General features: G+C 36.3%; 18 protein-coding genes. 15 read left to right on the top strand and 3 right to left on the bottom strand.

Annotated elements, in window-relative coordinates; translation table 11 throughout:
* The first annotated feature begins 20 nt into the window (after positions 1-20).
* From ACTHOQ_RS10440 to ACTHOQ_RS10485, 10 genes are all read left to right on the top strand, one after another.
* Positions 21-332: an ArsR/SmtB family transcription factor gene (locus ACTHOQ_RS10440; RefSeq protein ID WP_440496043.1), complete on the top strand. Its 312-nt coding sequence runs from the start codon at positions 21-23 to the stop codon at positions 330-332.
* Between the two features lie 137 nt (positions 333-469).
* Entirely contained in the window at positions 470-664 is a 195-nt protein-coding gene (locus ACTHOQ_RS10445; RefSeq protein ID WP_440496044.1) for an IclR family transcriptional regulator domain-containing protein, read from the top strand.
* A gap of 109 nt (positions 665-773) precedes the next feature.
* On the top strand, positions 774-1,319 hold the full coding sequence (locus ACTHOQ_RS10450; RefSeq protein ID WP_440496014.1) for an NADPH-dependent FMN reductase: 546 nt from the start codon (positions 774-776) through the stop codon (positions 1,317-1,319).
* 501 nt (positions 1,320-1,820) lie between these two features.
* A complete protein-coding gene (locus tag ACTHOQ_RS10455) occupies positions 1,821-2,351 on the top strand; it encodes a PadR family transcriptional regulator (RefSeq protein WP_440496016.1) in 531 nt (176 codons plus the stop codon).
* A gap of 95 nt (positions 2,352-2,446) precedes the next feature.
* Positions 2,447-3,193, top strand: coding sequence for a VOC family protein (locus ACTHOQ_RS10460; RefSeq protein ID WP_440496017.1), 747 nt, complete (start codon positions 2,447-2,449; stop codon positions 3,191-3,193).
* 299 nt (positions 3,194-3,492) lie between these two features.
* A complete protein-coding gene (locus ACTHOQ_RS10465; RefSeq protein WP_440496019.1) occupies positions 3,493-4,116 on the top strand; it encodes a TetR/AcrR family transcriptional regulator in 624 nt (207 codons plus the stop codon).
* A gap of 106 nt (positions 4,117-4,222) precedes the next feature.
* Entirely contained in the window at positions 4,223-6,541 is a 2,319-nt protein-coding gene (locus ACTHOQ_RS10470) for an ABC transporter permease (RefSeq protein ID WP_440496021.1), read from the top strand.
* Positions 6,542-6,545: 4 nt separating this feature from the next.
* Positions 6,546-7,304: an ABC transporter ATP-binding protein gene (locus ACTHOQ_RS10475; protein WP_440496023.1), complete on the top strand. Its 759-nt coding sequence runs from the start codon at positions 6,546-6,548 to the stop codon at positions 7,302-7,304.
* 339 nt (positions 7,305-7,643) lie between these two features.
* Entirely contained in the window at positions 7,644-8,102 is a 459-nt protein-coding gene (locus tag ACTHOQ_RS10480; RefSeq protein WP_440496025.1) for a LytTR family DNA-binding domain-containing protein, read from the top strand.
* Complete coding sequence (locus tag ACTHOQ_RS10485) at positions 8,099-8,509, top strand: DUF3021 domain-containing protein (protein WP_440496026.1); 411 nt, start codon at positions 8,099-8,101, stop codon at positions 8,507-8,509. Before ACTHOQ_RS10480 ends, ACTHOQ_RS10485 begins: the two co-directional genes overlap by 4 nt.
* A gap of 25 nt (positions 8,510-8,534) precedes the next feature.
* Here the strand turns inward: ACTHOQ_RS10485 and ACTHOQ_RS10490 are convergent, their stop codons facing one another.
* The gene (locus tag ACTHOQ_RS10490; protein ID WP_440496028.1) at positions 8,535-8,876 is read right to left on the bottom strand and encodes a hypothetical protein; all 342 of its coding nucleotides are present in this window, start codon (positions 8,874-8,876) and stop codon (positions 8,535-8,537) included.
* Between the two features lie 122 nt (positions 8,877-8,998).
* Here ACTHOQ_RS10490 and ACTHOQ_RS10495 point away from each other — a divergent pair, with 122 nt between their 5' ends.
* Entirely contained in the window at positions 8,999-9,733 is a 735-nt protein-coding gene (locus tag ACTHOQ_RS10495) for an alpha/beta fold hydrolase (protein ID WP_440496029.1), read from the top strand.
* Positions 9,734-9,788: 55 nt separating this feature from the next.
* On the opposite strand, the gene ACTHOQ_RS10500 is transcribed toward ACTHOQ_RS10495, so the two are convergent.
* Complete coding sequence (locus ACTHOQ_RS10500; protein ID WP_440496031.1) at positions 9,789-10,229, bottom strand: GNAT family N-acetyltransferase; 441 nt, start codon at positions 10,227-10,229, stop codon at positions 9,789-9,791.
* A 15-nt stretch (positions 10,230-10,244) separates the two neighbouring features.
* Positions 10,245-10,679, bottom strand: coding sequence for an aminoglycoside 6'-N-acetyltransferase (aac(6'), locus tag ACTHOQ_RS10505; RefSeq protein ID WP_440496032.1), 435 nt, complete (start codon positions 10,677-10,679; stop codon positions 10,245-10,247).
* Between the two features lie 701 nt (positions 10,680-11,380).
* Here aac(6') and ACTHOQ_RS10510 point away from each other — a divergent pair.
* The 4 genes from ACTHOQ_RS10510 to ACTHOQ_RS10525 all read left to right on the top strand — a co-directional run bounded on the left by ACTHOQ_RS10510 (position 11,381) and on the right by ACTHOQ_RS10525 (position 14,299).
* Complete coding sequence (locus ACTHOQ_RS10510; protein ID WP_440496045.1) at positions 11,381-12,316, top strand: permease; 936 nt, start codon at positions 11,381-11,383, stop codon at positions 12,314-12,316.
* Positions 12,317-12,331: 15 nt separating this feature from the next.
* Positions 12,332-13,249 (top strand): TIGR03943 family putative permease subunit, encoded by a 918-nt coding sequence (locus ACTHOQ_RS10515; protein ID WP_440496033.1) that lies wholly within the window; start codon positions 12,332-12,334, stop codon positions 13,247-13,249.
* Positions 13,250-13,503: 254 nt separating this feature from the next.
* The gene (locus tag ACTHOQ_RS10520; RefSeq protein ID WP_440496034.1) at positions 13,504-13,929 is read left to right on the top strand and encodes an acyl-CoA thioesterase; all 426 of its coding nucleotides are present in this window, start codon (positions 13,504-13,506) and stop codon (positions 13,927-13,929) included.
* 103 nt (positions 13,930-14,032) lie between these two features.
* Complete coding sequence (locus ACTHOQ_RS10525) at positions 14,033-14,299, top strand: hypothetical protein (protein ID WP_440496035.1); 267 nt, start codon at positions 14,033-14,035, stop codon at positions 14,297-14,299.
* The last annotated feature ends 106 nt before the right edge of the window (positions 14,300-14,405 follow it).

Genomic DNA, 14,405 nt, shown 5'->3' on the forward strand with positions numbered 1-14,405 from the left:
TGAAAAGAGAGTTAGATACTATGACGATAGAAAAAAGAACACAGCATGAATTAGATGATGAAACATTATTTGTCGTTTCGCAAACATTTAAAGCGTTAAGTGATCCTACACGTATTCGCATTTTAAACATGCTATGCTGTGAGGAACATTCTGTAAATGATATTGCGGAAAAGCTCGATTTGAATCAATCCGCCGTATCCCATCAATTGCGATTTTTGAAAAATTTACGTTTAGTGAAATTTCGCCGGGATGGGACGACTTTATATTACTCGAGCGATGACGACCACATTATTAATTTGCTGCATCAAGCAATTGATCATGCAAAACATTGAAGTTTGGATGATTGGAAAAGCAGGAGAGCAAAAATTAATAAGAGGAGAAATCCGGACTATTGCGAAACTCCCGCAAGAATTTCAAATATTCGTAGGTCATATTGTCAAATTTACACTGGTAGAATCCCGAAGAAGCACTGAAAAAATTAGCGCTTGAACGAGCGGTAGAAAATATGTTTCAAAATGCACAGCTCTTCCATTATCATTTAAAAGTTATTAAAACGGATGGATATGCTCATCATAATGAAGAAGGAAATGCAGAAATTCAATATGTCGCTGTTCCGATTTTTCTAAATGGCCACTCCATCTATGCCTTTGCAGGTGCCGCATGAGCAATTAATACGCAAAAAGGAACTAATTTACAAATTGCATAAGGGGTGTAACATGATCACTTAGGAAATCGGAGCCTTAGTCTAATTGAAATTTTTTGGAGGTTGTTTAATGAAGATAGTAGCAATCGTAGGAAGTATTCGCAAAGATTCGTACAATTTAAAGTTGGCAAAACATATTAAGGAGCGTTATGCGGAAAAATTCGATTTAGAAATTTTGGACTTAGCGCCGCTTCCAATGTATAACCAGGATATTGAACTTGAAGCACCTGAAGAAGTGCTGAATTTTAAAGCAAAAGTAAAAGCAGCGGATGCAGTGCTTTGGGTTACACCAGAATACAACTCGACGATTCCGGGAGTTTTAGGAAATGCGATAGACTGGATGAGCAGAGTGGATAAAGTCATGAACGGAAAACCTTCAATGATTATAGGTTCTTCAATGGGGATTTTAGGTTCTGTGAAGGCTCAAATGCATTTGCGCGATATTTTATTTGCCAGTGGTTTAAATTCTCCCTTATTACCTGGAAATGAAGTTTACATTGGGGCAGTACACGAAAAGTTCAATGAGCAAGGCCGGTTCATCCATGAAGATACTATTGGATTTTTAGATACAGTTATTGCAAATTTCGAAAACTGGATGAAACAAATTTTAAAATAATGGCGGGCACCTCTTCTAGTAGAAGGGGTGTTTTTAGGATAATAGAAATGACAAAATAATTATTACAGCCGTATATTTTTAATAGTGTGTTTACTGTTAAAAATGCTATGGTAATTGCCCTAATGACAATATTTTCGGCTCATGTGAATGAGTTTGTATTACGAGAGGAATTAGCGTGTTATAAAAAACGCTTTCAGGGAAAAGAAGCATGTAGACTTTGTATCTTATAGACCTTAGTATTTATGCCTTTAAAAGAACTCATTTTTGAAATTGCTATGCTCGTTTCAAATGAAAAAAATTCGTATACTACATCAACATCAGAGCAGATTAATTGAACAATTACTTTCACAAAGGCGCCAGCATTATACTAATTTTTGACTCGGTGTTTTTTATCAAGTTATATTGGTTTTGCATAAGTCCCCCGTAAATCCTTTTATTGACAAATGTGTATAATGCAAATAAGATACTCAATATAGAGTATTTTATGTGGAGGATTAATATATGACTCAACTTCTTGTTTTAGGTGCACTGAATTTGCAACCAATGTCTGGCTACGATATTCAAACAATGCTACAGGTTAACGAAGCAGAAAGATGGTCTGGCGTACAGGTAGGTTCAATTTATCATGCATTAAAAAAGCTGGAAAAAGACAATTACATAGAAGTATATAAAATAGAAAACGTAGGTCACCGCCAGAAAGTTATATATAAAATTACGGACTTAGGCAAAGAGCATTTGAAATTATTAACTTTTAATGCTATTCAATCGTCACAGGTACCATATCCGCTTTCACTTTATGCTGGGTTATCTTTTATTGAAAACCTCCCAAATGAACAAGCTGAAAAAGCCTTAGAAGAGCAATTAGCAATGTTAGAGAAAGAACTAAATATTATAACTTGCGGAATGGAGGTAAAAAGACAATACATAAATGAAGATTTATCCCCACTGATAAATTTAGTTTCTCAAAATATGATTGATATCATTCAGCATCAAATTTTATTTGTAAAAGAAGTATTGACAACAGTAAAATAAAAAATATTCCCTCTATAAATCAGAGGGAATAAAATTTTACGCTAATACTCAATGTTGAGTATTTTTAGTTGAATATAATGAGGGGGTAATTAAAGATGAAAATTGATCACTTAGTTTTAAATGTAGGAAATGATTATCAAAAGGAGGGGAAATATGCCCAAAATATTAGGGAAGCAGGTTTACTTTACGATCCAAAAAAGGGAAAAGCTACACGAGGTTTTAAAGCTACAAATATTTGGATAGGCAAAGAATACTTTGAATTAATTTCTATAAAGAAAAGAGATGGCGGTGGTTGGAAAAAGGAATGGGTAGAAGCCTTCAATAATGAGGAACGTGGCTTAATATGCCTTATGTTAGATATCGATGACTTGGATTGCCTGTCGAAGAAATTAAAATCGAAAGGAATATCAATTTCGGATCCTGAATGTATAGAATTTAAATTCTTTTTTAATCTAATTTCCAAAACTATGCCTTGGTATAATAGTTATTTGGACTTTTTTCAAAATGTCCCGATGCAAATTGGCTTTCAACAAATGAAAAATGCAAAAATGAGAGAAAAGCTGGAAAAGTTTATGGTTCCTAATTCAATAAAAAACAATATTGTCGGTATTAAACGAATTCGGATAAACGGACCTTTTACGACATCGGATTTTGAAATGCTGGCAATTGTTTTTGAAGGCTGCATAGTGGAAGAGAATCAGATAATCATACAGTTGGAAAACGAACAATTTCTAAGTTTCGTAAAAGAAAAGGATTTTGAAGTACAGGTCGAATTAATCAATAAACAATCGAGTACAGCTAGCAAAGATTGTTGGATTGAAAATACCCGTATTTTTTATTAATAAGCATTATTATTAGTTGAAATTAATTGAGATAGCGTTGATTAATCTGGATGAAGCTGAAAAATAACTATCCATACTTTAAAAAGAAAGAGGCATTTAGAGCAAATAAATGAAATAAAAAAATTCATTAATTAAATTTTCTTCGCTGAGATTAATCGGAAATTTACTTTACGGGTTGCTGCCCATTCGATTGCTCTCAGCGTATATTATTTACAAATATTTGCGTAACATCCACTTGACTACCAAATACAGCATGTTATAATTTAACAGACAGACAATCGGTCTGTAAGGAGGAGAACATGAGAAAAGAAGCTGAAGAACGTAAAAATGAAATTCTTGATAGGGCTGACGAGCTCTTTCATATAAAGGGTTTTGACGGCACAAGTACAAACGATATCCTCGAAAAGGTGGGAATTGCAAGGGGGACATTATACCATCATTTCAAATCAAAGGAAGATATTATGGATGCTCTAATTGAACGTTATAGTGACCGCCTTTTAAATGCTGCCCAGGAAGTTGCCAAAGATAAAACGATTCCTTTAGTCAATCGTATTGTCCGTGTTGTCATGGCGGTAAAATTAAGCGGAGACAACAGCGAGGAAATTATGGAACATATTCATAGGCCACAGAATGCGCTTATGCATCAAAAAATACAGAAAATTATTATTAATGGCCTTACGCCTATATTGGCGGAAATCATTAGCGAGGGCATTGAGCAAGGCATATTCAGCACACCATACCCGTATGAATGTATGGAAATGGTTGTAACATATGCAAACACTATTTTTGATGATGATATAGTGCCGATGACGAATGAGGAACGTTCTAAACGCATCAAGGCATTTATTTTCAATGTAGAAAGACTCCTCGGTGCCAAGAGCGGAAGCCTTATGTCCGTTATACAGATGTTGAGCAACGATTGATAGCGCGGTAAATATTGTTCCTAATTCAGAATAAATGTTAAAACCTTCCATTGTTGCAATTCCACAAATGTAAAATTCGTTAACAAGTTGAAAACAGAGGTGAATTATGTATTTCAGAATTGTACGCAACGACATTTTAAAGAATAAACTGATTTCGCTGGCTACTATGTTGTTCATAGCTGTCGCCGCAATGCTTGTATCATTAGCGGCGATACTCGCGATCAATCTATCAGGGGCACTGGACACCCTAATGACAAAAGCTAAAACGCCCCATTTTATGCAGATGCACTCTGGTGAAATCAATACTTCCAGGCTTGTAAATTTTGCAGAGCGTAATCGTAATGTCGATGAATTTCAAGTTATTGAATTTCTCAATATAGATGGTGCAAATATTATACTTGGCGATAATTCAATGGCGGAAAATGTGCAGGATAACGGTTTAAGCATACAGAGCGAGAAATTTGACTACCTTCTTGACCTTGACGGCAATATTATAAATGCAAGAGAAGGAGAAATTTATGTTCCGATAAGTTATATGAAAGAAAATATAGCAAAGATCGGTGACATGGCGGCAATAAGCGGGCAGAAATTCATCGTCGCTGGTTTTCTTCGTGACTCGCAGATGAATTCCACGCTTTCCGCTTCGAAGAGATTTCTTGTCAATGAAAACGATTATAACAAAATAAGAAATCAGGGAAGTATAGAATATTTAATCGAGTTCAGATTAAAGGATCTGTCCGCATTACGTCAATTTGAAACAGCTTATGCGACTGCAGGTCTGGAAGCGAACGGTCCAACCGTTACTTATACGCTTTTCAAAATGATGAATGCAATTTCAGATGGGATGATGATTGCAGTTATACTGCTTGTAAGCGCACTTGTCGTGGCAATAGCATTCATTTGCATTCGATTTACCCTTCTTGCAAAAATGGAAGATGATTATCACGAAATTGGCGTTTTGAAAGCGATAGGGCTGCCTAATGCATATATAAAAAAGATTTACTTCGCAAAATATATAGTGATTGCCATGTTCGGCAGCATAGTCGGTTTTTTGCTTTCGCTTATGTTCAAAAGCCTGTTGCTTGAAAACATCCGCCTTTATATGGGTGAAAGCGAAAACTCTTCTATTGCGCTTCTTTTTGGAATCATTGGCATACTTCTTGTGTTATTGGCAATTCTTATTTATGTAAATAATGTATTGAAATATTTTAAAAAAATATCCGTGGCAGAAGCGATCCGGTTTGGTGCTTCCCAGGAAATAAGTTCAGGGGCAAAGCGTTTTTCCCTAAATCGAAATCGGTTGTTCAATACGAATATTTTCCTTGGAATGAATGATGTTCTCGCAAGAAAGAAACTTTATGCCACAATGCTTGCTGTATTGGTCTTTGCATCATTCATCATCATTGTTCCGCAAAATCTGTACAGCACGATATCCTCAAAAAGTTTCACGCAATTTATGGGTATTGGCGATTATGATATGCGTATCGATATACAGCAAACTGGAAATATCTCTATAAAAACCGACGAAATTCTAAAAAAAATGGATAAAGACAGGAGCATTGCAAATTACACAGCGCTTACGACAAAGATATTCAAGGTAAAAATGAATGATGGAACGGAGGAAAACTTAAAAATCGAATTAGGCGATCACTCTGCATTCCCTATAGCATATTCCCAAGGCAATGCCCCTGCCAGAGAAAACGAAATTGCCCTTTCGTCTATAAACGCCGATGAAATGAATAAAAAGATAGGCGATGCTGTTACATTAGTAATTGAAGGTAAGGAAGAAGATTTTATTGTAAGCGGTGTATATTCTGATATTACTAACGGCGGTAAAACTGCAAAAGCCGTATTTACCGATAACTCCTCAGATATTATGTGGAGTCTTATCATTGCTGAGTTTTCGGAAACATCCATTGTGCATGAAAAAATTTCGGAATATTCCAGCTTATATAGTTATGCAAAAGTCTCAGATGTTGCCGAATATATTGCACAAACTTTCGGATCAACAATAAATTCTGTTGAGAAGGCATCCTATGCGGCAATTGGTGTTTCGCTCTTTATAACGATACTGATTACATTGTTATTCATGAAAATGCTTATTGCGAAGGATAGAACTTCCATTGCGATAATAAAAGCACTAGGTTTTACAAAGTCGGATATTAAGCTTCAATATGTTTCACGTTCGGTAGTCGTCCTGTTTATCGGGATTGTTTTAGGTACGATCCTGGCAAATACTGTCGGGGAAATGCTTGCGGGTGTAATTATTTCCTCGTTTGGGGTAGATTCATTCAAGTTTAGCGTTAATCCGCTATCAGCATATATACTTTCTCCGCTTATAATGTTGTTTGCCGTACTGATTGCAACATTTGGCGGCATATCGGGTGCAGGGCAAATCAAAATTTCAGAAAATATAAAGGGGTAGGCATATGAAGAAGATTATTACCGGCAATCATATCGTAAAATCTTACAAAGCGGGAAATGAGCAGCGAACTGTTCTTGATGGGGTTACAGTTCATATAGATGATGGCGAATTTGTTGCGGTGATGGGTCCATCGGGGTCAGGGAAATCAACGTTGATGTATGCACTAAGCGGTATGGATGATATTAATAGCGGAAAGGTCCTGTTTGAAGATAAGGATTTATCGGCAATGGGCGAAAATGAACTTTCGGATATTCGCAGAACAAAAATGGGATTCGTTTTTCAGCAACCAACAATGCTGAAAAATTTAAATATGATCGACAATATCATTTTACCTGTAATGCGCGACAACAGAAAAAATGTGACCAAACTTTTGAAGAAGGCGAGAACACTTATGAGAAGAGTCGGCATTAAAGAGCTGGAGCAACATGACATTACACAAGTATCAGGAGGTCAGCTGCAGCGTGCAGGCATTTGCAGAGCACTTATGAACAATCCGAAAATCATTTTCGGAGATGAGCCTACCGGAGCACTCAATTCAAAATCGGCCCAGGAAATAATGAACATATTTGCTGAAATCAACGAAGAGGGGACAGCAGTTCTGCTAGTAACACATGACGCAAAGGTTGCGGCAAGGGCGGAACGCATTTTGTTTATGCAGGACGGGAAAATTGCAAGTGAGCAAAAACTTTCAAAATATGACGGTGCTAATATAGATTACAGAATCGAGAAAGTTACGAAGAAAATGATTGAATTAGGCATATAATACATGTTTGATTTTGAAATTGGTTGATCGATTACAGAATATTGATGTTTTGATATAAGAAGCGGATTTGAGGTCTCGTCGACTTTCTGAATCCGTTTTTTCTATATTAATTTTTAACGGTACAAATAGTACGTGTCGCTACATAATGAATAATTGGAACATACTCATCCAAATAAATTGGATTATCAAACTCATAATAGCCCGTGAAATTTGACGGAGGCTATTTTTTGCATTTTATTTATACAAATCAACCACTTACGCCTTAAAAAACGCTACTTATTAATATAAAAGTGAAAAGATTGGATTTGGTGATATAGTAAATATATGAAGGAGGTCTCTATGAAGGTACATTTACATATTGAAGCCGATAAAAAAGACACTGAAGTACATATTTACACATCTGAATTTAATCCTGAAATTGAGCAATTGATGAATATTCTAAAAAATTCCCCGCAAGAAACCTTAATAGGATACAAAGGAGCCGATATTTATGTATTAAAAATTGATGCTGTTTTTTCAGTATTTATAGAAGATACGAAGGTATTGGTGCAAACAGATGAAGATGAATATGAATGTAAACTAAAATTGTATGAATTAGCGGAAAAATACGCCAATAAATTTATTAGAATCAATAAATCAACCCTCATTAATATTGATAAAATTCATTCACTTCAATCTAAATTGCTAAACTTCCCTCAGCTCATTTTAACGAATGAAGTTTCGTTCAATGTGAGTCGTAAATATTTGCCTGTTTTAAAAGGGAAGTTGGGTCTTATTAATGGAGGTGCAGGTAAATGAAATGGTTTCAAAATATTATAATAGGGTGTTTGATTGGCCTAAGTGTTTCGTATGTAGTAGTAACAATCAGTACCTTGCTAGGTGATTCACGTGTCTTAACAGGCGAGGAATTATTGGAAGAGCTTATATTAGCGATAATGCTTGGGGCAGTTATCGGTGCCGCGACAATGTTATTTAATAGTGATCGCTGGTCGTTTCGTTTTATTTTAATCCTCCATTTTTTAATTGTTGTTGCTTCTGTTTATATTGCAGGAGCATTCGGCGGTTGGTACGATATGAATAATTTTATATCAATAATTGCATTATTCTGCGAAGTTGTTTTTATTTATATTTTAGTTTGGGGCATTATGCTGCTATTAGAAAAAAGGGAAGTTGAAAATATAAATAGGCTTATCAAAAAGAAATAGAACTTATCAAAAACATTTAATAAGCTTATTTTGGCAACTTTAAAAATCCACTCTCCTTTAGATCGTATGAATATGTATTGGTCTTCAAGGAAAGAGAGTAAAAAATAGAATCTTCATTCTCACTATCAACATAAAAATCGATATGATCAAAATTGGCAATGAAGTGGTTGTATTGATCTGCATTCCCAAATTCTTTTTTATCAATATGTAATGCGGCAAATTTTTCTATTGGCCTTTTTAAAACCGTTTTATCGGAATTGGATATCTTTATTTTTGCTTCAGTATTTGCTAAACAATTTTCAGGACCTTTTAATAATACACCGATTTGTTCCTTAGTTAGATGATTATTAGGTTGAGAATGAGCCATATTGATGCACCCCCGCTTTTTTGTGGACAAATAATTTATTGAAATAACACAATTTGATTATACATTATTGGTTTTTTGGTAATATAAGTTAAATTCATATAAATTGTTAGAGAGGTGTAAATATGATATATTACGAACAATTTGGCAATCCCGATCGCCCGACAATCGTACTCCTCCATGGGGCGATGGCTGTACATACGTTTTCACAGCAATATAAGCTTTTGGAAGATTTTCATGTAATCATACCACATCTATTTGGTGCGGGTAAATCGGCGGAGATTCTGTATGAACCTGTAAAATTGACACAGGAAATTGTTGAGTTAATTCGGTCGCTTAATAAACCGACTGTTGGGATCATAGGCCACTCCATCGGTGCGCAGCTTGCTGTCAAGCTAGTCAGCGAATATCCTTCGCTGTTTTCTTTTGCGGTGCTTCTTAGTGCGAATGTTTCTCCAAATGAAAAGACGATTGACATGTATTGCAAATTAGCGCCAGCAACGGTAAAATTGATGCGCTTTAAATGGGTTGTGAAAATGCAAGGCAAGTATTGGAACTATTCGAAGGAACAGGCGGATGACATGGCCGAATATGCTCATAAAATAACAGTGGAAAATTATAAAGCGTTTTTTAAAGAAACTTTGAATATTAAGGATTTTCCTCAGTACAATGAAGTTTCAATTCCAATGTTGGCGATATGTGGTGACCGTGAAAGCAAAGATATAAGGAATTCCCTTTCACTGTTGGCGCAAAACAAGTATTGTGCCGCAACGCTCGTTTCTAAAGCGGGACATGATTTTCCGATGCGCAATGCCGCAAAATTGAATCCGATTTTAATGGAATTTATTCAAAGGCTATAAAGAGAAAGAAAAAGGTGCGAATCCAATAGTTTAGTTACCGCACCTTTTTTACTCATTATTCAATTTCTTTATGCAAAAAGACAAGCCGTTCAATCTCTTCAAATCCATTGTTTTTATAAAATTGCTCTGCCGGTATATTACGATTCGTAAGCAGTGCAATATTATCAATGGATTTTGCTTGAAGATGCTTTTCCAATTCCTGCAGCATCATTTTGCCGATCCCTTCACTTTGCCTTTTTGAGTCCACGCACATTTCATGAATGAAATATTCATCTCCGCTATACCATTTACGTTGAACACCAAAAATAAAGCCAAGTACCTCCTCATTTTCAACTGCCGCTATCCCCAAAAAGTTCGGTGTTCCATAAAAATCCGTCAAGTATTGCAGCGCTATGCCATCGGTCCATTCATCATTCCATGGCTCTGCATTAAATACTTCCATAAATATTTTAGTGCAATTCATTAGATCTCTTTCTTCCACATTTCTCAATTTCATTATAAACCACTCCGTTTAAAGCTTTTTTGTAAAACAAATAATGCGATTCGCCTCGGTAAAGCCTAATTTTAAATGAACTTGCAGGCTCGCAGTATTCGATAGCTCGCAATCACTTGCAAACTCTGTGCAGGCTTTTGTTTTTGACCAGTGTTCGCATGCATGCACCAATTTTTTCGCAATGCCTTGTTGACGATAGCCCTCTAAAACATATAAACCTTCCAAATAGCCAACCGGGCTTGAATCGGTTCCTTCTACATAGTCAAACCGAAGCTGACATTGGGCAAATCCAATTGCTTTTTCTCCATGATAGGCTAAAAAGACAGCGCTGCTCGAATTTAAAATATTGTCTTCCATGTTTTGGATAAACTCAATTAAATCATTGTCGGGCCAAAGCAGCAAGGCGAGATTTGCTGCCTCTGTTGCTTGTTCGATTGTAGCTTGTTTAATCATAAGTTCCTCCAAGGTCGTAGTAAATTTAATAATCAATATAATTGGCAATATATTGATTTTATAAGAAACAACGATAAAACGATAGCCATTGCACAAAAAAACTGTAATCTCAATATGGTGGAAAAAAGGGCAAGGCTAAGATTGCCTTGCCTTTCTATCTGCAAATAATGAGAGCAGTGTTTACAATTCAAAAATAAAAACGATTACCGGAGTTATAGGTAGCTTTCTTTTAACACTGCGGAGTATTTATAGCGCGGCAATAGATAATTTAACTAGTTTTACGATTATTATTTGTTTTGCCTGGGGAATTGGGCTTATTGAATTTTTTACGAATTTATAAAAAATAATAACGCAGCTTAAAGTTTGCCAATCTAATATTAGGTTTTTCTATTTATTTCCTTTAAGTGCAAAGGGTGATTTTTTGGTCAAATTTCATGAATTTAAATTAAATAAGAATTATTACGGTTTAAAATAAATATAATGCTTTGGATAATCTAATTTCAACTTTTTTCGGCAAACTTCTGGTACCGAAAACATGCAGCAGCCGCAGCTATAAAACGGTCCATTTTAGTGGCTATTAAAGTTCGGCACCCATACTGGATATTCGAATGATATTTTTAGAAAGAGGCGATTCCGTGCAATCGAGACAGAAATTATCTGCAAATTTAACGGTAGTGTTTGTTTTAGGGAGTTTTCTTAGCTTGCTTTTGGTATTGCCCATACTTACGGAGAGTGTAACCTTAAACCTTTCTAATTCTTTTAAGCAATTCAATACAATTTTCCTTAGTATTTTAATTGAGGCAATTCCTTTTGTATTGATCGGCGTACTGATAGCGGGATTTATTCAGATTTTCATCACTGAAGATCATATACGTGCGTGGATTCCAAAAAATAAAGTTATGGCAGTTTTCATGAGCTGTGTTGTTGGGGCGTTATTTCCGGCTTGTGAGTGCGGAATTGTGCCGATTGTCCGTCGATTAATCGGCAAAGGAGTCCCTTTGTATGCAGGGATAGGCTTTTTATTAACCGGGCCATTGATTAATCCGATTGTAATAATATCGACGTATATGGCTTTTGGAAATGACTTGGAAATGGCGCTGATGCGTATGGGTGTCGGCTTCGTGGCAGCAGTTTTAATTGCGCTTGTTGTGAGCATAGTTTATAAATCGAGCCAATTAAAGCGAAAGAGCAAGTCGGGCAGCTCAATTGCCCAACCAAACAAAAAACAGCCACTCGTAACAAGGGTGCACGATATGATGAAACATTCAATTGATGAGTTTTTTGATATGAGCAAGTATTTGATTATCGGGGCATTGGTGGCAGCTATTCTTCAAACTTATGTTTCGGCACAATCGCTTTTCCTGTTTGGCGATGGATTGATTCAGTCAACGGTTATCATGATGGCATTAGCATATTTTTTATCATTGTGTTCAGAAGCGGATGCTTTTATTGGTGCTTCATTTAGAAACTTATTTCCTTCCACATCAATATTGGCATTTCTGATTTATGGGCCAATGATTGATTTAAAAAATACAATTATGCTATTGAGCGTATTTAAAGCGAAATTTGTATTTATGTTATTTCTTCTCATCACATCGATTGTATTTGCCTGTGTTTATTTAACAAGTTTTTTGTAGGAAAGGAATGAATGGGTGAAGCTGAATTCGCAACATATATTAAAAGCAGTACTTTTAGGCTTATTTGCTTTGTTTTTTGTAAATCTGCAAATGACAGGAGATATTTCGAAATACATTAATCCAAAATACGATTTTATGAGTAAATTGGCGGCAATAATTTTTTCCATCTTATTTCTAATCCAACTGCCGCGAATTTTCCGAAAAAGGCATGTTCATCATATATGCTCAACTAATTGTAGCCATGAACATGCAGATAGTCGGTGGAGTTTGCGCAAAATTTCAGGTTTTGCCGTCATCGCTTTTCCGGTTATGACTGGATTTACGATTCCTCCTGCTACATTGGACTCTTCAATCGCTGCAAATAAAGGATCGGTGCTGACCCAGATAAGCGGTGGACAAAAAGAACAGAAATCTCCCAGTGAATTTTTAGTACCCTCGGAATCATTAGCGGAAAAAGAAAATATTGATATTTATTCAAGTGAGCATATCCCGCTAATTAACAATAACTATCTCTCAGAAGAAGAATTGGAAAAGAAAGCTGGGGTGTTGGAGGAAGCTGAAATAATTAAGATGGACAGTGATATATTCAGCTCATACTATGCAAAGATAAACAACAATCCTCGATATTATGAGGGCAGAACGATTAAAATGAGTGGATTTGTTTTTAAGGAAGGCGAGTTTGCAGGTAATCAGCTGGTGCTTTCAAGGTTTTTGATTACGCACTGTGTGGCGGATGCGAGTGTTATTGGGTTTCTAACCGAATTGGAGGGTGCTGATACACTTGAGCAAGATACTTGGGTCGAAATCGAAGGTGTCATAAGTGCAGGAAGCTATGACGAATATGAGCTACCGATTGTAAAGGTGTCTAGCTGGAGTGTTATAGATGAACCAAGCGAACCGTATATTTTCCCGATTCTGACTTTGCTGGAGTAGTTTAATGCTGCAATCTTTATGGTGGTATATTATTTATGGGGATAACGCTTTTAAATAGAAATGAAGCCGCGCATGCCGTGTAATAAAATGTTAAGCGGTCTTATATATCAAATCTGATCTGGTGCGCCATCAATTAGTTTACGGATTATCGAAACTATTTTTTCTTTAACTTTTAGTTTGCCAACATAATAATTCTCCAAAATCCCTTACATCCCTATATTTTTCACGCTATAATACGACTAGAGGTGAAAGCAATGTTTATTTCAGAAACGACAGTAGAAGTACGCTATGCCGAGACGGACCAGATGGGTGTTGTGTATCATGCAAATTATCTCGTGTATTGCGAAATTGGGCGGACGCAAATTGTGAAGGATTTAGGCTTTAATTATGCAAAGCTTGAGGAAGATGGGTATTTATCGCCGGTAATGGATTTTTCGATTCAGTATAAGGCCGCAATGCGCTATGGCCAAACGGCGACTATACGCACTTGGATTGAGGAGCATTCGAAACTGCGCACTACATATGGCTATGAAATTTTGCATGAGGACGGCACTGTAGCCGTTACGGCAAAGTCACAGCATATTTTAGTGAAGAAGGAAAACTTCCGCCCTGTTGCACTGAAAAAAGTGGATGCAGCCTGGGATGCAAAATATGCGGAAGTTGCAAAAATTCAAAGTTGATCGACCATGCCCTGTTATTGTTTGACAGGGCATTTTTTCTTTATACAGCTATAGAATATTGTTATAATGAATTTTATGACTAAACTATGAGGGAGGTGTGTTCATGGCACCAAAAACAATTGCGACAATACAGACGCGCTGCCATATTTTACTTACAAATACTGCGCGTGAAGCGATGAAGGAGCATGTTCCAGATGAACACGCCTTTTTTAATTTACAGCAATATTTTACCGTCGCTATTGAGAAAGTCTCTGTGGAGGATGAACAAACACATGTAACCATCTATTTCGACAATGAAAAAAATGCAAAGCTAAAAAATAAATTCGAAGAGCGCGTCGTTATTATGGAGGGCACTGAAAAAGTCCCTTAGGCACAAGTGAGAGAGTACAGGAACGAAAATTCGTTCCTGTACTCTCTTTTTCTTCGATGCCGTTGATTTCCATTGCGGCGGACGCGTTTCGCGGGCACGGCTCCAG

Origin of the sequence: Solibacillus silvestris (assembly GCF_051967575.1) — a bacterium.
In the GTDB taxonomy this organism is placed as follows: Bacteria; Bacillota; Bacilli; order Bacillales_A; family Planococcaceae; genus Solibacillus; species Solibacillus silvestris_B.